This is a genomic window from Chryseobacterium sp. SG20098 (assembly GCF_031844745.1).
Lineage (GTDB): Bacteria > Bacteroidota > Bacteroidia > Flavobacteriales > Weeksellaceae > Chryseobacterium > Chryseobacterium cucumeris.
The window spans coordinates 537,262-558,789 of sequence record NZ_CP134622.1 but is presented as its reverse complement, the minus strand read 5'-3'; the positions used below and the strand labels follow the sequence as shown (position 1 = coordinate 558,789).

Annotated in this window: 18 protein-coding genes; 13 read left to right on the top strand and 5 right to left on the bottom strand. The window is 34.4% G+C overall.

Annotated elements, in window-relative coordinates:
* Window positions 1-62: 62 nt before the first annotated feature.
* The 5 genes from RHP76_RS02510 to RHP76_RS02490 form a co-directional block, all read right to left on the bottom strand.
* Complete coding sequence (locus tag RHP76_RS02510) at window positions 63-434, bottom strand: hypothetical protein (RefSeq protein WP_216444712.1); 372 nt, start codon at window positions 432-434, stop codon at window positions 63-65.
* Between the two features lie 81 nt (window positions 435-515).
* Window positions 516-1,568, bottom strand: a complete 1,053-nt coding sequence (locus tag RHP76_RS02505; protein ID WP_062669948.1) for a response regulator — start codon at window positions 1,566-1,568, stop codon at window positions 516-518.
* Window positions 1,569-1,583: 15 nt separating this feature from the next.
* Window positions 1,584-2,753 carry a PAS domain-containing sensor histidine kinase gene (locus RHP76_RS02500; RefSeq protein ID WP_253297196.1) on the bottom strand — a complete coding sequence of 390 codons (1,170 nt, stop codon included), beginning with the start codon at window positions 2,751-2,753 and terminating at the stop codon, window positions 1,584-1,586.
* A gap of 140 nt (window positions 2,754-2,893) precedes the next feature.
* Window positions 2,894-3,769: a universal stress protein gene (locus tag RHP76_RS02495; protein WP_280211521.1), complete on the bottom strand. Its 876-nt coding sequence runs from the start codon at window positions 3,767-3,769 to the stop codon at window positions 2,894-2,896.
* 8 nt (window positions 3,770-3,777) lie between these two features.
* Window positions 3,778-5,151, bottom strand: coding sequence for a L,D-transpeptidase scaffold domain-containing protein (locus RHP76_RS02490; RefSeq protein WP_311229398.1), 1,374 nt, complete (start codon window positions 5,149-5,151; stop codon window positions 3,778-3,780).
* 250 nt (window positions 5,152-5,401) lie between these two features.
* Here RHP76_RS02490 and RHP76_RS02485 point away from each other — a divergent pair, with 250 nt between their 5' ends.
* The 13 genes from RHP76_RS02485 (at window position 5,402) to RHP76_RS02425 (ending at window position 21,525) form a co-directional block, all read left to right on the top strand.
* Window positions 5,402-6,064 (top strand): BON domain-containing protein, encoded by a 663-nt coding sequence (locus RHP76_RS02485; RefSeq protein ID WP_311229397.1) that lies wholly within the window; start codon window positions 5,402-5,404, stop codon window positions 6,062-6,064.
* Window positions 6,065-6,102: 38 nt separating this feature from the next.
* Entirely contained in the window at window positions 6,103-6,867 is a 765-nt protein-coding gene (locus RHP76_RS02480) for an MlaE family ABC transporter permease (protein WP_277694694.1), read from the top strand.
* Window positions 6,867-7,646 (top strand): ABC transporter ATP-binding protein, encoded by a 780-nt coding sequence (locus tag RHP76_RS02475; RefSeq protein ID WP_311229396.1) that lies wholly within the window; start codon window positions 6,867-6,869, stop codon window positions 7,644-7,646. Before RHP76_RS02480 ends, RHP76_RS02475 begins: the two co-directional genes overlap by 1 nt.
* Before the next feature lie 12 nt (window positions 7,647-7,658).
* Window positions 7,659-8,702, top strand: coding sequence for an MlaD family protein (locus RHP76_RS02470; protein ID WP_311229395.1), 1,044 nt, complete (start codon window positions 7,659-7,661; stop codon window positions 8,700-8,702).
* Window positions 8,703-8,902: 200 nt separating this feature from the next.
* Window positions 8,903-10,252 (top strand): sigma-54-dependent transcriptional regulator, encoded by a 1,350-nt coding sequence (locus RHP76_RS02465; protein ID WP_120230977.1) that lies wholly within the window; start codon window positions 8,903-8,905, stop codon window positions 10,250-10,252.
* Window positions 10,253-11,389 (top strand): FIST signal transduction protein, encoded by a 1,137-nt coding sequence (locus tag RHP76_RS02460; protein WP_280211537.1) that lies wholly within the window; start codon window positions 10,253-10,255, stop codon window positions 11,387-11,389.
* A 2-nt stretch (window positions 11,390-11,391) separates the two neighbouring features.
* Window positions 11,392-13,659, top strand: a complete 2,268-nt coding sequence (locus RHP76_RS02455; RefSeq protein ID WP_311229394.1) for a PAS domain-containing hybrid sensor histidine kinase/response regulator — start codon at window positions 11,392-11,394, stop codon at window positions 13,657-13,659.
* Between the two features lie 115 nt (window positions 13,660-13,774).
* A complete protein-coding gene (locus RHP76_RS02450; RefSeq protein WP_062669968.1) occupies window positions 13,775-14,215 on the top strand; it encodes a response regulator in 441 nt (146 codons plus the stop codon).
* Window positions 14,216-14,221: 6 nt separating this feature from the next.
* Entirely contained in the window at window positions 14,222-14,953 is a 732-nt protein-coding gene (locus tag RHP76_RS02445) for a polysaccharide biosynthesis/export family protein (protein WP_311229393.1), read from the top strand.
* 10 nt (window positions 14,954-14,963) lie between these two features.
* Window positions 14,964-17,111, top strand: a complete 2,148-nt coding sequence (locus tag RHP76_RS02440) for a GumC family protein (protein WP_311229392.1) — start codon at window positions 14,964-14,966, stop codon at window positions 17,109-17,111.
* A complete protein-coding gene (locus tag RHP76_RS02435; RefSeq protein WP_311229391.1) occupies window positions 17,108-18,334 on the top strand; it encodes a lipopolysaccharide biosynthesis protein in 1,227 nt (408 codons plus the stop codon). Before RHP76_RS02440 ends, RHP76_RS02435 begins: the two co-directional genes overlap by 4 nt.
* On the top strand, window positions 18,325-20,178 hold the full coding sequence (locus RHP76_RS02430) for a glycosyltransferase family 4 protein (RefSeq protein ID WP_311229390.1): 1,854 nt from the start codon (window positions 18,325-18,327) through the stop codon (window positions 20,176-20,178). The genes RHP76_RS02435 and RHP76_RS02430 overlap by 10 nt, the downstream gene beginning before the upstream one ends.
* Before the next feature lie 126 nt (window positions 20,179-20,304).
* Window positions 20,305-21,525, top strand: coding sequence for a DUF1972 domain-containing protein (locus RHP76_RS02425; RefSeq protein WP_228436618.1), 1,221 nt, complete (start codon window positions 20,305-20,307; stop codon window positions 21,523-21,525).
* Window positions 21,526-21,528 lie beyond the last annotated feature (3 nt).

Below are 21,528 nucleotides of genomic sequence, written 5' to 3'. Positions count from 1 at the left end.
GTATTTGATTAGAGATCAAAGGTACCATAAGACATATTCAGAAACAGTGACAGTCATTGCATTTAATTGTGACCGTCATCATCCTTCTGCCACCTATTAATAATATCGATAACTTCATAGGCATCGGACGGATCTGCATTTCTGACAGACGCCCATCGTAATCTATCATTTCTTATTTCGGGTACATCATCTTTAAATGGATCTTTAAACCATGCTATAATATATCTGACTCCTAAAGAAATAAGAATTTTAAGAATAACGGATGAAACAGAACAGTCGTTACCGTTAATGATAACAACATCTTTTGCCTCGGCAAAATATACTGTTGCCTCATCCAACGGAACGCTGATGATGGTAATTTTATGCCTTTTATGATTGGCTAAAGCAAGAAATTGTTTGTCAATCTGACTTGTATTGTACGCGATCACTTTCATAGCTTTTTTTCATTCATCAAATGTATTGAAGAATAAAAAAGCCAACCGTGTTCAAAATCATTATTAAAAATGATCTGTATTTCAATTTTTCATTTTCTGTAATCGTGTAATGTCCAAAATTGTAATTCTACCTGCATTTCTGTCAATAAGACCTTCTTCTTTAAAATCTCCAAGTATCCTGCTCACTGTTTCGATAGCCATACCGGCCATAGAAGCAAGATTCTCTCTGGAAATTTCAAAATTTCCTGTCTCTGAATGGGCCTGGTATAATTTGCTGAGGATTTCCGCCATTCTTTTTCTTACTGAAAAATAAGCAAGGTGTAAAAGCTGCTGTTCATGGTTAACAACACTTTGCGCCAGAATTTTAATAAACTTTTCTGCCACATCAGGATATTTACATACCAACTGATCCAGCTCCTCTCTGGGAATAGAGCGCAAGGCAGCATCTTCAAGTACTTCGGCCGTTTCTTTATACTCTCTTCCTGTAAACAATGAGGTAATTCCAAAATATTCGTCAGGGTAATATACACAGGTCATCAGCTCTTTTCCATCTTCTGTCATTTTTGTAGTTTTCACCGACCCGGAAAGTATAAGGTATACTGTATTTGCTGTATCACCTTCCGCGTATATAATCTGTTTCTTTTTAAGGATTTTGATTTTGCGATCATCAAAAGATTTTTTCAGCTCATCCAGACCATTTACAGGTTGAAACAGATGATCCATCTGTTCAGAGTTACTGCTATAAAACTTTTTCTGATGTTCTTTTTTCTTAAGTCTGCCCTCAATTGCATTTAAAAGCTCAATATCATCAAACGGTTTTGTCAGATAATCATCTGCTCCCATTTCAATTCCTCTGCGTATTTCTGCCCTATCCGCTTTAGCAGTAATAAAGATAAAGGGAATCAGTGAAGTTTCTTCTCTCTTGCTTAAGAGATACAGTACCCCATACCCATCGAGTTCCGGCATCATAATATCACACAATATGATGTCAGGTATATATTTGATGGCCAGCTCTACTCCCTGTTTACCATTTTTTGCCTGCAAAACTTCATATCCAGCCAGCATCAGAATTTCGGAAGTGCTTTCCCGGATGTCATCATTATCTTCAATGATCAATATCTTTATTTTTTCCATGAAATAATAAAACTGTTATTTTCTATTAAAAGACAACGTAAACTGAGTTCCATTACCAGGTCCGCTGTTAAAATCAATTTTTCCATTCATCAGATTAACATACCGTAGAACAATATTTAATCCCAGGCCGGTTCCCGGAATATTACCAATATTATGAGCTCTGAAAAAAGGCTGAAAAAGCCCTGCCTGGTCATCTTCAGGTATTCCAATTCCGTTATCTTTTACCGTCATCTGATAATATTCTTTATTTATTTCTGTACAAAACTCAATAAGCGTATCTTCTCCGGAGTATTTGATCGCATTGCTGATGAGGTTCATAAGACAGTTCCTTAATAAATTCTGATCCAGATTTACAATATTTTCTACTCCGGTATGTTGATAAATTACAATTTGATTGTCTTTGGTTATCAACTGCATTTCTTCTACAAGTTCTTCCGAGAATTTTATTATATCAAACTCGTGATAATCCGGGGTTACAATACCAGCTTCCAACTTCTCCAGAGAAAGAAAATCGTTAAGAATTCCATTGAGACCAGTGATTGCATTTTTTATTTTATGAAGGTGTTTTAGGATCTGAGAATGATCAGCAAGCTGAAGATACTTTTCAATGAGAACTACAGAAAGTTGCATCGAGCTTAAAGGGGTACGAAATTCATGCGAAGCCATAGATACAAAACGACTTTTCATGCGGTTAAGCTCTTTTTCTTTCTCAAGAGAAAGATTTGCTTCTTCTTTTGCCTTTTCCAAGGCACTTAACATTTGTTGAAGAGATTTTGTTCTCTTCTCAACCAGCTCTTCCAGCTCAGTTGTATATTTTTTAAGAAATTCCTCAGCTTCTTTCTCCTTAGAGAGATCGTGTATAAACCCAGTATAAATAACCCTGTTTTGAAGCTGGACTTCGCTTACAGCAAGTCTGAACGGAAATTGGGAGCCATCCTTTCTAAGACCTTTTACCTCTCTGCCTTTACCAATTATTTTTTTTTCTCCTGTCTGCTGATAGCGCAACAGATACCCGTCATGTCTGCTGTGATGGGGTTCCGGCATTAATACAGAAATATTTTTACCGATTAATTCTTCTTCTGTATACCCAAATATCTTTAATGCAGAGGGATTTAAATTTTCAATCCTCCCCTGACTGTCAATAGTAATAATTCCGTCTATTGCTGTTTCTATAATTGCTTGCAAGAGCCTGGCGCTTTCCATAAAAAAATAAATACTTACCCCTATTAAAGATAAGTATTTTAAATCAATTTCCTGTAAAACACTTTAATATGTCAACAAAATACATATTTCTTAATTATTATTTTCGTCCATATTTTTAGAATCTAAAAATAGATATGACCTCCTTCCGGAATAATCAATAAAGGAATCTGTAAATCCTGAGCTTGTCTGGCTGCATGGCTACCGGCAATAAGCCTTCTTATAAAACCTTTTTGTTGATGTCCCATAACCAGCATATCTATATTTTTATCTTTTAAAATATTCAATCCTGTATCAATACTGTCGCTTTCAATATAGTTATAACAGATTTTTCCCTCAAGATCTTTAAAAAAAGTATCTTTCTTCTGCTGATAGGAGATATTTTCTATGAGATCAACAGCGGTGTCTGTAATATGGGTAATAAGAAGCTCAGCATTGAAATAGTCCGCAAATTTGATGAGTGCATGTGATATTTTTATATCCTGTACATTCAGATCTGTTGCAAATGCAATTTTTTTCAGATCTTTATACTGATATCCTGATGGGATGAGAAGTAGCGGATATTCCGTATGTTCAATCATTTTGATACTGTTACTTCCCAGAAGGAATCGTGCAAGATTACTCGCTCCCTTCATTCCCATTACCACCAGTAATGTTCTGTTTCTCGCCGCTGTGTCATTAATCAGTCGGATCGGATCTCCTGTTTCACATGTATAATAGATAGAAGGATGAAAGGGAAAAGCATCCTCACCCCAGATTTTTTTTTCTTCGGATTCAATGTTTTTAACTTCTTTCTTTAGTTCGTCCTCATATTCTTTCTTTAATACAGGATATTCATACAAGGCCCATGCGGTCTGTCCGAACATTGGTTCCTCAATAGGAATATTGAAGGCGTGACATAGTTCTAGATTACTTTTTAATGCATGTGCCAGATGAAGAGCATATTCTGCGGCAGTTCTGGCGGGCTCCGAAAAATCAGTGGGTACTACAATTGTTCTCATTATTTCAGTTATTTAAATTGAAGTTTACTTTCCAAAATAGGATCAAGATTATAAATGTCATTATAAAACACAAGCTGTCCATTTTTTATACGGCAGGTAAGGTATGTGATCATGATTGGAACGGGCTGCCTTAAAACGAAATCTTTTCTTTCATAACGATCCATCAAAGATTTCATAAGCGGAATTTCATTTGCAGCACCATCATATTTCAGCAGCTCACCAGCCAGCTCGCCAGCCTTTTCTACACGGATGCAACCATGGCTTAAAGCCCGTTGGCTTTTGCCAAATAATTGTTTCTGAGAGGTATCGTGAAGATACACTCCATAGGAATTTGAAAATCTGAAAACGACTGCTCCAAGTGCATTATCACAGCCTGAAGACTGCCTTATACTGTATTGATATGGATTTTTATAAACTTGTTTCAAATTCGATGATGTAACGGGTATTGCTTTTCCTGATCTGTTATACAGTGAATAATGATGTTCTTCCAGATACTGACTGTTCTTTACTATTTTAGGAAGCATCTCTTTTATGAATATATTTTGAGGAACTTTCCAATCAGGGCCTGTTGTAAAATAATCAACTGTGCTTTTTAAAACAGGACTAGGAGTAGAAGGCTTTCCTACAATCACATTATACGTGAGTATCTTATCTTTTTGAACAAAATCCAGAGAATAAGAAGGAATATTTACCAACAGATAGACATCTCTACTAACAACCATCCAGCGTAAACGCTCCATATTAATGGCTATCTTTTTAATTTCTGATTCCTGGTTGGAGACACTATTACCTTTAAAGATCATATTCAGGTAATTCTGAAGATCAATATATTCCTTAATTTTAGGTTCAACATCAAGAACTGCTTTTGACAAATCACCTTTCTTAACTGCCTGATACAATATCTCTCCAGCTTGAAAGCCCTCTATATCATCATTACTATCAATAAAAGACGAACTAAAAAAAGGATTATATTTTCCAAAATGCAGATCGTTGATAAAGGTAATTAGTGCATCTGTCATTAAAATATCCGTTACTTCATTGTCCTTAGTATTTGTCTGTTCAGGTTGATTTCTTAAAGTATTCAATCTTTCACTAGTAAGATTCTCCTGATGGTAGTCTTTTGCCGACAATCCCTTCTTACCTGCATCCTTAAGTAAAAGAATCGCGTCCTGAAGCAGGTCTTGTTTTATAGTTGAATGAGTCCACACATATTCAAACTGGTGCTGTTTATAAAACTGATTAACAGATTTTGGAAAGTTCAATTCTGAAAGTTCAGTTTTATTACTCAATACAAGTTCTATTTGATTTACAGAGCTGACATCTTGTCCAGAGAAAAATGTAATACCGAAAATGACCGCTATCCAATTCAATAAATTTTTCATAATCCCGAATTTAATCATGTAAAATTCCAAATTCAAAACATTATGAATAATGACCCTTATCACATAAAAAAATGATATTGCCCTTTACTGCATCTTTCTTTTATAAATGTGATCATAAGTTGTCTTTGAAAGATCAGCTTAAAAACCGAAACATTAGTTTCACTATGATGAACATCATTTTTCAGAATGACTGCCATCATTCCTTTTACAGTAAGTCTTTCTGAACTTTGAGGCATAAAATTAACTACAAATGAAAACAAATGAACAATTACAACAGGATGTTCAGGAAGCCATCAAATGGGAACCTATGCTGCATCCGGCAGAAATAGGAGTTACTGCATCAGATGGTGTTGTCTCATTAACAGGTACTGTTGATAGTATCGTGAAAAAAAAACAGGCTAAGAATGCAGCCAGAAATGTAAGCGGAGTAAAAGTACTGGTCGAAAACATCCAGGTAAAACTTCCAGATTCAAAAGTAAAAACTGATATCGAAATTGGCGCTGAAATCATCAGTGCTTTTACTTCCAATGTTATTATTCCCCAGGATAAGATAAAGGTTAAGGTAGAAAACGGATGGGTAGATCTGGATGGTGAGCTTCCCTGGGATTATCAGAGAGAGATTACTGAAAATGCAATACAATTCCTCCCTGGAATAAAAGGTATCTTTAATAATATCACCATCAATCCTGATACTAAAGATGCCGTCAGCAAGAAAAAAGTAGAGGAAGCATTGAAAAGAAGTGCTGTTGATGAAAGAGAAATAACGGTCTCTGTATCTGGTACAACAGTAACCCTGACAGGAACTGTCCATTCATGGCAGCAAAAGGAAGAAGCAGGCCGGATTGCCTGGAAAACGCCTGGTATTAAACATTTAAAAAACAAACTGGAAGTCGATTATGAATACAATGTATAAGTAAACGATTCCGGTTATCAGAAATTAAACATAATATTGTGAAATCTTTTCTTACAAAAAGCTTTGCTCTTGCAGGCAATATTGCCTCCTTTTCTGCTCGGTTTTTCAGAGAGATGTTGAAACCCGGTTTTGAATATAAAGAGTTTACCAGACAATGTTTTGTTGTGGGATATCAGTCATTGCCTCTGGTAACCGTAACCGCTTTTATCATGGGGTTGGTACTTACCATTCAATCCCGTCCGGCGATGTCAAAATTTGGGGCTGAATCCTGGATACCTGGGATGGTTTCACTTTCATTAATAAGAGAAATTGCCCCGGTTATTACTGCTTTAATCTGTGCAGGAAGAGTATCCTCCGGAATAGGTGCCGAGCTTGGCTCAATGAAGGTTACCGAACAGATTGATGCTATGGAGGTTTCTGCCATTAATCCTTACCGCTATCTTGTGGTAACAAGAACTCTCGCCACAACATTAATGATACCCATCTTAGTTGTTTTTGCAGATTTGGTAGGAATCATAGGAGGTTTTATAGGGATCAATATTCACGGAGATAATAGTATCAGCCATTATTTTTCCCATGTTTTTGACTCTCTGGAATATGCCGATCTTCTTCCCGCAACCCTAAAAACATTTTTTTTCGGTTTTTTTATCGGAATTATCGGCTGTTATCATGGGTTTACTGCTGAAGGAGGAACAAAAAGTGTAGGAAAAGCGGCCAACACAGCCGTAGTTTCAGCTTCCCTGATGATCTTTATTATTGATCTGATAGCAGTACAGATTGCGGATTTATTTTTTGAACTGTAATGGAAACATATGTAAAAATGAATGCTGAATTTACCATGCTTGTAGCTAACGGACCTCTTATCGAGTTTAAAAATGTATATAAATCCTATGGTAATAATAAGGTTTTGGACGGGATAAGTTTTCAGGTAAAAAAAGGAGAAAATCTGGTGATACTAGGTAGATTAGGTTCAGGAAAGTCCGTTACGGTAAAATGCCTTGTAGGTCTTACCAAAATTGATGAAGGAGACATCTATATTGACGGAAAAGCCATAACCAACCTTAATGAAGAAGAGCTTAACAAGGTGAGAAAAAAAATTGGTTTTCTGTTTCAAAACGGAGCTTTATATGATTCTATGACAGTGAGACAAAATTTAGCGTTCACTTTACAGCATCATAATAAAAAACTAAGTGAAGAAGAGATAAATAAGGCTATTACTGAAGCATTATACAATGTTGGGCTTGAAGAAGCGATTGATAAAATGCCTTCAGAGCTTTCAGGAGGGATGCGAAAAAGAATAGGCCTTGCAAGAGCTCTGATTATAAAGCCTGAAATTATGATCTATGATGAACCTACCGGAGGATTGGATACAATTACTGCCAAAGAAATTATAGAGCTTATCTGCAGCATTAAGCAAAAGTTTAATACAACCTCTATTATCATCACCCATGATCTGCTATGTGCAAAGTATACCAGTGACCGAATTATTGTACTGAAAGATGGGAAAGTCAATATTGAAGGAACCTATCAATTGATTGAGCACAGTAAAGACGCTTGGGTAAAGTCATTTTTTGAAAAATAAAGATAACACGTCATGAAAAATGAATCATCAAACAATCTGAAATTAGGAGTCTTCGTTATAGCTGGAATTATTCTTTTTATATTGACCATTTATTTTATTGGCCTTAACAGAAATATATTCGGTACAAACTTTATTTTGCGTTCAGAATTCGAAAATGTAAGCGGATTAAAACAAGGCAGCAATGTACGCCTTTCAGGAATTAACATCGGAACTGTCAGTAAAATAGACTTTATTTCTGATTCATTGGTAATGGTAAAAATGAGCATCAAAAAGAATGTTCAGCGATATATCAAAACAGATGCGGTGGCAAGCATTGCTTCAGACGGTTTGGTTGGTGATAAAGTACTAGTTATTTCTCCGGGAACAGGTTCTTCCAAAGTGGTTGGTAATAACGCAGTAATTGCTTCATATAAAACTACAGAAATTGAAGATGTACTTTTCAGTATCAAGAAAAGTGCAGACAATATCCAGACCGTTACCACCGGCTTGGTTGATTTCACAGCCAAAATGAATAATAAGGATGGTTTATTGGTAAAAGTAATGACCAGTAAAGATTTTGCCAATCGGATAGATAAAACAGTACAAAATATTCAGACGAGCGTGAATGATTTCGCATCATTTACTCCTACCCTTCGCAACAAAGATGGAATCATTAATAAAATATTTACTGATAAAAATTGGAGCGATAATGTAGAAAGCAGTGTTCTTGACTTAAAAAACAGCTCAAGGCAGATCAGTATTTTTGCCGAAAAGCTCAATGATAAAAACAATATACTTTCCAAAATCACTACAAACGATACTTTGGCTGCTTCATTGGAAAAAACACTGGATAATCTGGAGAAATCTTCTGATGATCTAAAAAAATTCACCTCAAAAATCAACAATGAAGAAAACGTTGTTTCCAAATTGGTTGATAACCCCAGATTAGGCAGATCAGTAGATTCCACAATTAATAATATCGGTAAAGGAGTCGATGAACTCAGAGAATTGGAGGCGGCAGCAAGAAATAATTTCTTATTAAAAGGATATTTCAAAAAAAAAGCGGCAAATAAATAAAAGCCTACCCAGTGAAAATTTAAACCCACACGTACTTAATCCTGTAATTAATATAGAGATTTTGCTTACACGACTCCACATCAGATATTCAACAATAATTAATTATTACTTCAAATTATTAATCTTTACAACAAAATAATTCATTAGATAATGAAAATTCATTATTTTAGTAGTAAACTTAAAAACTAAAACCAACGCAAATGTGTAAAATTTTTATTGTTGATGATGACATTTTTTTTGGAGAAATGCTAAAATATCATCTCCAGCTAAATCCTGATTATGAAGTTCTGTTATTCAACAATGCAAAGGACTGCCTTTCCAATCTTTATCTTAATCCAGATATCATTTGTATTGATTTTGGGCTACCAGACATTCAGGGCGATGAACTTTTTATACAGATTAAAAACATATATCCTGATCTCCCGATTATTGTTATCAGTGGACAGGAAAATATTGAAGTTGCCATCAATTTTCTAAAGCTGGGAGCCAAGGATTATATTGTAAAGAATGACCATACAAAAGAACTTTTGTGGAATTCTATCATGAGATTGAAAGAAAACATCAGTTTAAAACAAGAGGTCGAAGATCTTAAAGACGAGCTCGAAAAAAAATATACGTTTGAAAAAACAATCATTGGACAAAGCCATCCCATAAAAAGTATATTTTCTAAAATTAATAAAGCACTTACTTCCAATATCAATGTTTCCATTACCGGAGAAACCGGCACCGGAAAAGAAGTTGTTGCGAAGGCCATCCATTATAATTCATCAAGAAAGAACAAGCCTTTTATCGCTGTCAATATGGCTGCGATTCCTAAAGAACTTGTAGAAAGTGAGTTTTTTGGTCACGAAAAAGGAGCTTTTACAGGTGCAACAGAAAGAGCCAGCGGAAAATTTGAACAGGCCAATGAAGGAACTATTTTTTTAGATGAAATTGCAGAACTTGATCTTAACATTCAAAGCAAACTTCTTCGTGCCTTACAGGAACGAGAGATCACAAGAGTAGGTGGAAAACAGAAAATTGAACTGAACGTAAGGATCATCACAGCTACACATAAGAATCTGGCACAAGAAGTTAAAAAAGGAAATTTTCGTGAGGATCTCTATTACCGGATTATTGGCCTTCCCATTGAACTTCCTCCTTTACGTGAAAGAGATCAGGATGTTTTGATTTTGGCCAAACACTTTATAGATCTTTTCGCAAAGGAAAATAAGAGCAAACCTTTAAGCTTATCTTCAGATGCAAGGAAGAAGCTTCTGGATTATCATTTCCCGGGAAATGTAAGAGAGCTAAAATCCGTTGTTGATTTGGCCTGTGTGATGTGTGACCATCACGAAATTACAGCAGAAGACATTAATTTCTACAATCTGGAAAAAGACTCAGAATCTTTTCTCAATGAACAAAAAACGCTAAAACAATATACCACCGATATTATTTTGCATTTTCTAAAAAAAAATAATAATGATGTCATTAAAACTGCAAAATTATTAGATATAGGCAAATCAACTATATATAATCTTATTAATAACCTTGAAATCGAAAATAACTAGATGAAAGTTGCTAAATTACTTTTTACGGACGGAGAATTCAAATATGAAAGAAATGATGAAAAGCTTAACTATCATGAAGCTCAAATCATTATAGGATATGGAGCCAGAAGTATTATTGAAGAGGATAACTTTTATCTTCTTTTAAAGGAAAAGTTTCCTAATGCCGAGATAGCCCTGTCTTCTTCTTCGGGAGAAATTTTCTGTAATGAAGTCTATGATGATACGGTAGCTTTAACCATAATCAGCTTTTCAACAGCTTACATAAAAACATCACAGATTGATATTGAAGACTTTTCATGCAGCTATGATGCAGGAAAAAAATTAATTGAAAACCTTCCTTCTCAGGATCTTAAATGGGTTTTTATTTTGTCCGATGGCAGTAAGGTTAATGGCAGTCAATTGGTTCGCGGACTTAATGCCAGCCGCCCCGAGGAAGTTTTGATTTCTGGTGGGCTGGCCGGGGATGGAGATAAATTTGAAAAAACTGTAGTTGGACTCAATCAGGTTCCTGAACCCAATAAGATTCTGGCCATTGGATTTTATGGCGCAAACCTGGAATTATCTCATTCTTCAATTGGGGGCTGGGAAAGCTTTGGGCTTGAAAGAGTGGTGACCAAGTCACATGATAATGTTCTTTATGAAATTGATAATAAAAATGCATTAGATCTTTATAAAAAATATTTGGGGAAATACGCCGAAGACCTTCCCGCCTCTGCTCTTCTTTTTCCATTGTCTCTTACAATGCACCAAGATTCTTTATCAGTAGTGAGAACAATTCTTTCCATTAAAGATAACACGATGATTTTTGCCGGAGATTTGCCGGAAGGAAGTAAAGTAAGGTTTATGAAAGCCAACATGGACAGACTTATTGATGCAGCCAATGATGCAGCCAATCAATGTCTTAAAATGAATACACATACTCCTAAACTGGGAATTATTATAAGCTGTGTAGGAAGAAAAATAGTATTGGGAGACAGAGTCTATGAAGAAGTGGACATCGTACGTGATGTTTTTAAATCAAGTACTGTACTAACCGGATTTTACTCCTACGGAGAGTTATCTCCTTTAAGCCCGTTCGGCAACTGTGCTCTGCACAATCAGACTATTACCATCACCACAGTTAATGAAATTGAATAGCTATGGAAACCAAATTTCACAATTTACTCGAAAGACAGATCAATAAATATCTTACGGAAGATTGCAAAAATCATCCGCAATTTAAAAATTTCATTCATGCAGTTAATGAATCTTACAAATCCTTTGAAAGAGATAAAGAGCTGATGGACTATGCTTTCAAACAAAGTGAAGAAGAATATCAGGAGCTATATCAAAGTCTTAAAAATGAAAATACACTCAAACATGAGTCTATCAGTAACCTCTATGAATCATTAAAAATTATTGATTCTGATATTGAAATAAAAAAATCAGAAGATCTTAAAGAACTTTCACTGTATCTCTCTGAACAGCTTAGAAAAAGAAAAAGAGCAGAAGATTATATCAAGCAGCAAGAGGAAAAATACCGGAATATTATTGCAAATATGAACTTAGGACTCATTGAAGTAGATAATGATGAAATTATTCGCTATGCTAACCAATGCTTTTGTAATGTGTCAGGGTTTGAACTGGATGAAGTAATGGGTAAAAATCCAAGTACACTCTTTTTGTACGGAGAAAATAACGTCCGGTTTTTACAAGAACAGATAGAACTGAGAAAAAAGGGAATTTCCAGTGTATATCAGCTTCCTGTAAGAAACAAGAGAGGAGAAATAAGATGGTGGGCAGTAAGCGGTGCTCCTAATTATGATGATCAGGGAAATCTGTTAGGCTCCATTGGAATCCACCTTGATATTACTGACCAAAAAAAATTGGAAGAAGAGTTAAAACTTGAAAAAGCAAAAGCACTGGAAGCGTCCAAGGCTAAAGAGGTTTTTCTTGCCAATATGAGCCATGAAATCCGAACACCCCTTAACGGTATCATTGGTTTTCTGAGAGAACTCAAAAGAAGCAACCTTGCTGATGAACCGAAACAATTTGTAGAAAACAGCTATAACGCTTCACAGCACTTATTATCCATTATTAATAACATACTCGATATTTCTAAAATTGAATCCGGAGAAATGTCTTTGGAAATTAAAAGCTTTTCTTTAAAAGACAGTATTCAAAAAGTCACTTCCGTTCTCAAGCCAAAAGCAGAAGAAAAAAAGCTTAAACTTATTACAGATTTCTCTTCAGATATTTTCCCGGTTTTAAAAGGAGATTCTTTAAGACTTGAACAGGTGCTCTATAATATCATTGGTAATTCTTTGAAATTCACCAACGAAGGGTATATCAAAGTTGAAGCTAATGTGCTGAAAAGTTTTTTAAACCAACAGACCATTTCGATCAGCATTACGGATACTGGTATTGGAATGAGTGAAGAATATGTACGCAATATATTCAAAAAATTTAATCAGGAAGACAGTTCAATTTCAAGAAAGTATGGAGGTACAGGTCTGGGAATGTCTATTACCCGGGAACTTGTTCACCTTATGAAAGGAGAAATTAATGTAAAAAGCGAAAAAAACTCAGGAACATGTATTACAATAGTTCTGATTTTAGACAAGGGTGATGAAAAAGCTTTAAAAGAAAGTAATTGGAAAAATCAAAATATTTCTATTGCGGGTACAAAAGTGCTCCTGGTAGAAGATAATCCGCTCAATCAGCTGGTTGCAGAAAGATCTCTGAAACATTTTGAATGTTTCGTAGTCAAAGCTGAAAATGGTAAAATAGCATTAGAAATATTAAGCAAGGAACAATTTGACATTATTCTGATGGATTTACAAATGCCAGAATTGGATGGTATTGAAACAACTAAAATACTGCGAAACGAACTTGGGATTAAAGTCCCTGTGATAGCACTAAGTGCTAATGCTTTTAAAACAGAAATAGACACCTGTATTAATGCAGGAATGAATGACTATATCACAAAACCATTTAATGAAGAAAATTTACTTAAAGTAATTTACAAGTACGTTAAAATCCCTGAAAATACTATAAAGACAGTGCCGGAGGCAGGCGAAAATTTCTACAACCTTAAAAACATACAGATACTCAGCAGAGGAGATAAAGATTTTATGCGGAAAATGCTGTCAATATTTATTGGACAGACTGAAACAACAATTCCATTAATTCAAAAGGCGTTTGATGAGAAAGACTATGCTGAAATTGCAAAGCTGATCCATAAAATCAAACCTAGTATACAAGCTATAGGAATCACTTCTATTGAAAGTGAAGTAAAGCAGCTTGAACTAATTACTATGGAACAAAATAAAGAATTGCCTGATTTATATTCCTTGTTCGAGAAAATAAAACAGACCCTTGAAATTGTGGTCACTCAATTGAAAGATGAAATAAACCAATCTATTTAATCCAAAATCTAGACATCATTCCATATTATGGAAAAAAACACAAATGTAAACAACTAACAAACAACCACTTAACAAAAGGCATGGAAGTAGAAATATTGTTTTTAAATTAAACAAAATGGAAACAAATAATCAAAATTTAAAACTCTTTATTGTGGATGATGACAGTTTTTGTTCAAATGTTTATCAGCAGTATCTGAAAAACCATCATTATGAAGACATTACCTCTTTTAGCTGCGGCGAAGATTGTCTGGACGAACTTTATCAGAAACCGGACATTATTTTTCTGGACCATAATATGGAAGACCTGAATGGATTTGAAGTTCTAAAAAAAATAAAACGTTTTGATCCTAATATTTACGTCATCATGGTTTCCGGGCAGGAAAATATAGATACAGCAGTAAATGCACTTAAATATGGAGCATTTGATTATTTAACGAAAAATATAAATGTCTGTGAGAAAATGGTAAAAACGATAGAAAAAATTTTAAAAATTAAAGAAGAAATGTCTCAAGGCAAACTTAAAGGTTTTCGCAAATTTTTTTCAATGATATTCTAATAATCTATGGTAAAAAAACTCATCATATCAGTTATTTTTCTCTTTCTTCTCAGCTCTTGTAAGACCTATAATGTTCTGGAAGAAGAGCAGGCAGCCAGAAATATGCAGGATTTCAGTTTTGATCCGGATTATGAATACAAAATCCGAAAAGATGATAAAATTACGCTTTCTGTATGGGGCCAGGATGATCTAAGTGTAGGTTCTGTATATGGAATTTATAATTCTAACGAGGTTTATGGCAAATGGCTTCTGGTTGATAAACATGGAAATATTGAAATTCCCAGACTGGGAACCACCTTTGTTGTTGGAAAATCGGTTCCTGAATTGAAAGAAGAAATTAAAACCAAGCTAAAAAAATGGCTGGTAAACCCCGTGATTGATGTCAAAGTCCTGAATAAAGAAATAACGGTAATGGGGGAAGTAAGAAATCCAGCTGTTATCCAGGTAGATAAAGATCAGAATACATTACTGGAATTGGTTTCAAAAGCAGGAGGTTTTGAAATGTACGCCAATCTCAGGTTAATAAAAATTTTAAGACAGGAGGGCGAAAATGTGAGGATTACCAATATTGATCTTAGTAAAATGAAAGATGTTCCCAATCAGAATATTATACTTCATCCGGGAGACTATGTAATTGTACCCTCTAAGAAAAGTAAAGATTTTGATAAACGAATCTCCACAATTATTCCATTTGCAACCGTAACCTCTGCTGCTGCAATTTTAATAGGTCTGTTATAAAACTTACACCATGAATAACGAAAATGTTCGGTTTCTCAAACCTCTGTTAAGAGGGCTGCCCATAGTAGTTCTTGCAATGATATTTTCTGTTTTGGCCGTAAAAAAATATCTGAATTACGTTACACCCATGTTTGAAAGCACGGCAAAACTAAAACTTGCCGATACCCAGCAAGGTGTACCCAGTGCAAATCTTTTTAAAGATTTTGATGTATTCGCATCTTCCAACAAAATCAGTACAGAAATTGAAGTTCTCAAGTCTTCTTCACTCATTGAAAAAACTTTAAAAAAATTAACCTTTTCCACAGAAATATACCGTAAAGGAAAAATGCACTCTGTAGAGCTGTTTACAGACTCTCCAATAAAAATAGAAGCTACATTAAGTGATAAAAAAAACTATGATACGACATTTTCTTTACATATCATATCATCAAAGAACTATCTGCTGTTTACTTCAGATTCCACAAAGGAGTTAAAAGGTACCTTCGGAATTCCTGTTAGCATTCCAGGAGGCAGGATACTGATCACAAAAAATGATGATTATCTTCTGTCCAAACCTAATGCACAAATTATTGATTTTTACGAATTTGTATTTTTAAGCAGAGAGAAACTTTTAGAAAAGATTAATAAAAGTCTCGACATTGTTGCCGTTGACAAAGATGTTCCCGTTATCAGAATCAACTTTAAAAGTAATGTCCCTGCCAAAGCAAGTCTTTTTGTAAATACACTGGCTGAAACATATATTGAAGATTATATTGAAAATAAATACCGGGCAGCCAATACTACTGTTGATTTTCTAAAAGGAGAAATCGGACAGGCTAACAATAAATTATCTGAAACAGAAAACCGTATTGAAAATTATAGAAACAAAGAAAATATTATCAATATCCCACAGGAGACTGAAACGGATTTGAGAAAAATAGCCCAGCTAAAAATTCAACAGAGTAATCTCAAAATGAATCTTGACGCCATCAAAAGTCTTAACAGCTATATTACGGAAGGAAAAGATAACTACCTTGATCTGGCCACAAACTTTGAGGCATTCAATGATCTTCTTTCTACCGAAATGGTAAAAAACATGAAACAGCTACAGGCTGAAAAAAAGGAATTATTACTTACCTACACTCCTGAACATGAAAAAGTAAAGATCATTGACACAAAAATTAAAGACCTCACTGATTATCAAACTGAAAGCATACAAAATACCCAGAAAAATTTACAGATAAAATACAATGATATAGAACATGATATTCAGACTGCAGAAAGAGCTTTCATAGGTCTTCCTGAAAAGGAAAAACTATTGAATATCATGAATAGAGAATTTAATCTCTATGAAAAAAACTATAATTTTCTCAATGAAAAAAGAATAGATGCCGAGATCGCAAAAGCTGCAAAGATCTCATTTCATAAAATTATTTCCCGGGGAGAACTGCCACAGGAGCCTGTTTCACCTATGCGTTCTATCATTATTATCGTTGCTGCTATTATGAGTATGGTTGCTTCTATTTTCCTGATTTATGCAGTACATTTTGCCAAAGCCAAGGTGAATGATATTTTCACTATTGAAAAAAACAGTTCCATACCCATAGCATTCACTACTCCATTTATCAAAAAGAAAGAAAAAATAATGCATCATTTTCTGGAAAATGTTTTGGAAATGGAGCTTAAAGAAATAATAAAAGATAAAAGTCAGATTTGTATTACTTCATATGATAAAGCACAGCAGCATACATTTCATGCAAAAAATATCATCAAAGCATTACAACTGCAATCCAGAATAGTTCTGTTAGTAGATGCAGCCGGAACCTTAAGCAATTCAGAAGCAGATCATTACATCAATTTATCAGCCGAGGAAAACCTTAAGCTTACAGCTCAGGATATCAGGAATCTTATTCGTGAAAAAATGAAGGAAAGCAATATCTGCATTATCAATAATCAGTCTATAAAACAAGGCAAGCTACCTTTACTTTTTATGAATATTGCAGATCAGAACCTGTTCATACTTGACAGCAGAAAAACCGCAGCCAAAAACATAACAAACATTGAACTTTTAAAAGACGAATACAAACTTTCCAATCTTTGGTTCGTTTTGAATAAAGAAGGATACAACCCTAGTCTGATAACGACTATTAAACGTATTATAAACAAATATAAATCGTGAAAAGAATCCATGAAATATTTAAAAGCGCCTCTGTGTTGGTTTTTACAGATCAGCTCATATTCAGCGGGAGCAATTTTCTTCTGACTTTTTTACTGGTGAGAAAACTAAGTATTTCTGAATTTGGAATATTTTCATCCATCCTTTTAATAACCTATTTTCTGGTAGGCATTTCTAATGCCTTTATTGTTCAGCCTTTTCAGATTTTATCAGCAAAGAATTTCAGTAAAAAATCACTGGGCTTTGCATTTATGGCTTCATTGGTTTTGATTTCCATGTTCAGCCTGCTTGTTTTTTTTATTACTCTTCTTCCTGTTCCGGCAATAGCATTTGTGAAAAACAATCTTTCTGCCTTAATAGTTTTTGTTTCAGCCTATATTTTACAGGACTTTCTCAGAAAAATATTACTGACCATAGATCATATTAAAATTGTCCTTTTTATCGATACTATCTTTATTATTATTTTCCCTCTACTTGGATTTGAGGCGTCCCTTACTTTATGGAAAAGCTTATATATTATCGGTATTGTAAACATTACAGCATCTGTTCCCGGCATAGGATACCTTATAAAAAATGCAGATTTCAATCTAAAAAACACCTCACTTTTGCGCTATTACTTTACAGAGGGTAAGTGGCTTTTAAGCGCTTCTGTTCTTCAATGGCTTTCAGGTAATTTCTTCACCCTTGCGGCAGGTGTATACCTAGGAATCAATGCTTTGGGAGCATTAAGGCTTGTTCAATCCTTCTTCGGAATTATCAATATTATCTTACAAACCATTGAAAATTATTACCTTCCTAAAACAGCTCAGCTTTATTATCAAAATAAAAATCAGGAAAAAAAAGAGCTTCTTCTCAAGATAAGGAAGGCTATAGCGCTTTTAGCTATTATAATCGTTTGCTTTTTCACCTTTTCAGATTCGTTGATTATTATTCTCGGAGGTGAAAAATACCATCAATATGGATTTGTCATTAAGCTGATCTCAGCTTTATATATTGTAATCCTGTACAGTTATCCAACCCGGATTTCTATCAGAATTTTAGAGCAAAATAAGGCGTTCTTTATCGGATATTGTATATCCTTTGTTTTTTCGGTTCTGAGTTTCCATTTTTTATTAAAATACGGGCAGCTCTATGGCGCTGTAGCCGGATTAGCAGTTAATCAGATTGTAATGATTGTTTACTGGAAAATAATTCTAAACAAAAAACAAATTTCGGTATGGGCATAGTACATTTAATATTAGGAAAAGCGAACCCCGAAAAAATGAACGGCGTTAATAAAGTGGTATATAATATCGCTACAAAACAGGCCGAAAACAAAGGGAATGTAGAAGTATGGGGTGTTTCTGAAAACACAGAAATCAACTATCCAGAAAGGACATTCATAACAAAGATTTTTAAGAAAAAAAGAAATCCTTTTTCTATTCCCGAAGATCTTAAAAAAGAAATTCTGGCCGCTGATCAGGCAACAGTTTTTCATTTTCATGGAGGATGGATTCCCATATTTGCTTCTTTAAGTAAATTTTTAAAGAAAAATAACTACCGATATGTAATAACTCCTCATGGTGCATATAATAGTATTGCCATGAAGAAAAGCAAATATGTAAAAAAAATTTACTTTAAAATATTTGAAAAAAAAGTCATTGAAAACGCTTCTAAAATCCATTGTATAGGAGAAAGTGAAATAGAAGGTCTCAATTCTGTTTTTCCAACCTCAAAAGGTGTTCTGATCACCTATGGCTATGATAGAATAAATACCAGCAATTATTGCAGTAATCTCAAAGAACCTATTATTTTCGGGTTTGTTGGCAGACTGGATATTCATACAAAAGGTCTGGACATTCTCATTGAAAGTTTCGCTGCTTTTTCCAGAAAAAAGCCTAATTCCAAACTTTGGATTGTAGGAGACGGGGCTGAAAAAAATGATCTTATCCATACCATAAAATCATATAATATAAGTGACAAAGTAGAATTGCTGGGAAGTAAGTTCGGAGAAGAAAAAAATAATCTAATCAAAAGAATGCATATTTTCGTGCATCCTTCCAGAAATGAAGGCCTGCCTGTCTCAGTTATTGAAGCCGCCGACTTTGGAAAGCCCTGTATTGTAACCAGAAATACGAACATCGGCCACCTTGTAGAAAAATATGACGCCGGCATTTGTATTCCAACCCCTGATCCTACTCTACTTACGCACTCTTTTATAACAATTTCTGAAGTATGGGAACATCAGAAAAAGTATATCGCCATGTCGGAAAATGCTATACAAATGGTGGAAGAAGCTTTTGACTGGAAAAAAATTCTTGACGATATTGCCGGAAAAATAAAAGGCTGCAAAGTAATCTATCATATCCACGAAACTTCAATCAAGCCTGCTATTTTTAAGAATTTGCTTTTTGGAATAGCAAAATTTACAGCCCATAAGATTGTTTTTGTTTCAGAATTTCTTTTGAGGCAGGAATCTCTTATCAACAACCAGGTTCTTCTTTACAATGTATTGGAACATGATTTTGTTGAAAAAGCAGACCAATTTCAAAATCATAAAAATACAGTTCCGGTGGTTTTAATGATATGCTCTTTAAAAATATACAAAGGGGTAAACGAGTTTTTGCAGCTGGCACAACAAAATTCACAATATATTTTCAAACTGGTAGTCAATGCTTCAGAGCAGGAAATTTTAGATTATTTCAGGATGAAAGAAATTCCAAAAAATCTGAAAATCTATCCTACTCAGGTTGACACTCATATTTTTTACCATGAGGCTGATTTAGTGGTCAATCTATCTCATCACGATCTTTGGGTTGAAACATTTGGATTAACTATTCTGGAAGGAATGCGATATCGTCTTCCTGCCATTGTTCCGCCAATTGGCGGCGTTACGGAGCTTGTGAAAAATGGTGAAAATGGTTTTTGGGTTAATTCTAAAAATATAAATGAGCTATCTGAAAAAATAAACTATATATTAAAAGATAGAATTATTTATCAATCTTTCAGTGATGCAGCTTATGCTAAAAGTCTGATGTTCTCGGAGGAGTATTTTGAGAAAGAATCAATCCATATTATTTCCAGTTTATAACAGATTTTCCATTTTTTGGAATTATGCGCAAGTATTTATAAAAATAAAATACTGATTATCAATAAATTACAACCCAGTTTACTTTTGGAACATGAATAGTTATACTCTTTTTAAATATAACTAATTATGAAAACAAAAGTAGCAATTATCGGAACCGTTGGCTTACCTGCCAATTATGGAGGATTTGAAACTTTAGCTGCTCATCTTGTAGAAGAGCTCTCAGATACCTATGATTTTACAGTATACTGTTCCTCAAAAAAATACCCAGAAAAAGAAAGGAGCGAAAGCTGGAAAGGAGCCAGACTAAAATATATTCCTCTAGACGCCAATGGAGTTCAGAGTATTGCATATGATACATGGTCTATTATTCATTCATTATTTTACTGTGATGTTTTACTGATTTTAGGGGTAGCCGGAGCCTGGCTTCTTCCATTTGTAAAAATGTTTACCAGTAAAAAAATCATTATTTCCATAGATGGTATCGAATGGAAGAGAGATAAATGGTCATTAGCAGCCAAATTATATTTATGGTGGGCAGAAAAACTGGCAGTACAGTTTTCTGATATTGATATTTCTGATAATGAATCTATTCAGGATTATACTTCTTTAAGATATAAAACAATCAGCAGGGTAATAGAATATGGGGCAGACCACACAAAAGTAAATTTGGTTCCCACATCAAAAAATATTGAAGAATATCCTTTTTTACTGGGTGAGTACGCCGTAAAAGTGTGCAGAATAGAACCAGAGAATCACGTTCACACTATTTTAAAAGTATTCAGCGAATTTCCTGGCCGCAAGCTCGTAATGGTTGGTAACTGGAAGAATAGTCAATATGGTGTGGAATTGAAACAGCAATATTCAGATTTCGAAAATATTCATCTTTTAGATCCAATTTATGAGCAAGAGACAATAGATCTTATTCGTGGAAATGCTTCGCTTTATATTCACGGTCATTCTGCAGGAGGCACCAATCCTTCTTTAGTGGAAGCCATGTTTTTAGGACTACCGGTTATCAGCAATGGTGTTTCTTACAACAGAACAACTACAGAAAATCAGGCATTCTATTTTTCAAATGCAGAAGAATTGAAAAATATTTTGGCTCAACTGAAAAATGAAGATCTTCAAAATTGTGCAACCAGGATGAAGCAGATAGCGGAAAGAAGATATATCTGGAAAAAAATCGCAAAAAAATACCATAATCTTATTGAAGAAACATTTACTGCAAAAAACAAAGCAAAAGTATATCCTGTAATTTGTAACCTGGAGAAAAAAATCCTTGAAAAGTACAACTTAGAGCATCTGAAAAACATACAGTTATTCAATAATCCCAGTGAACCCATTTAAAAC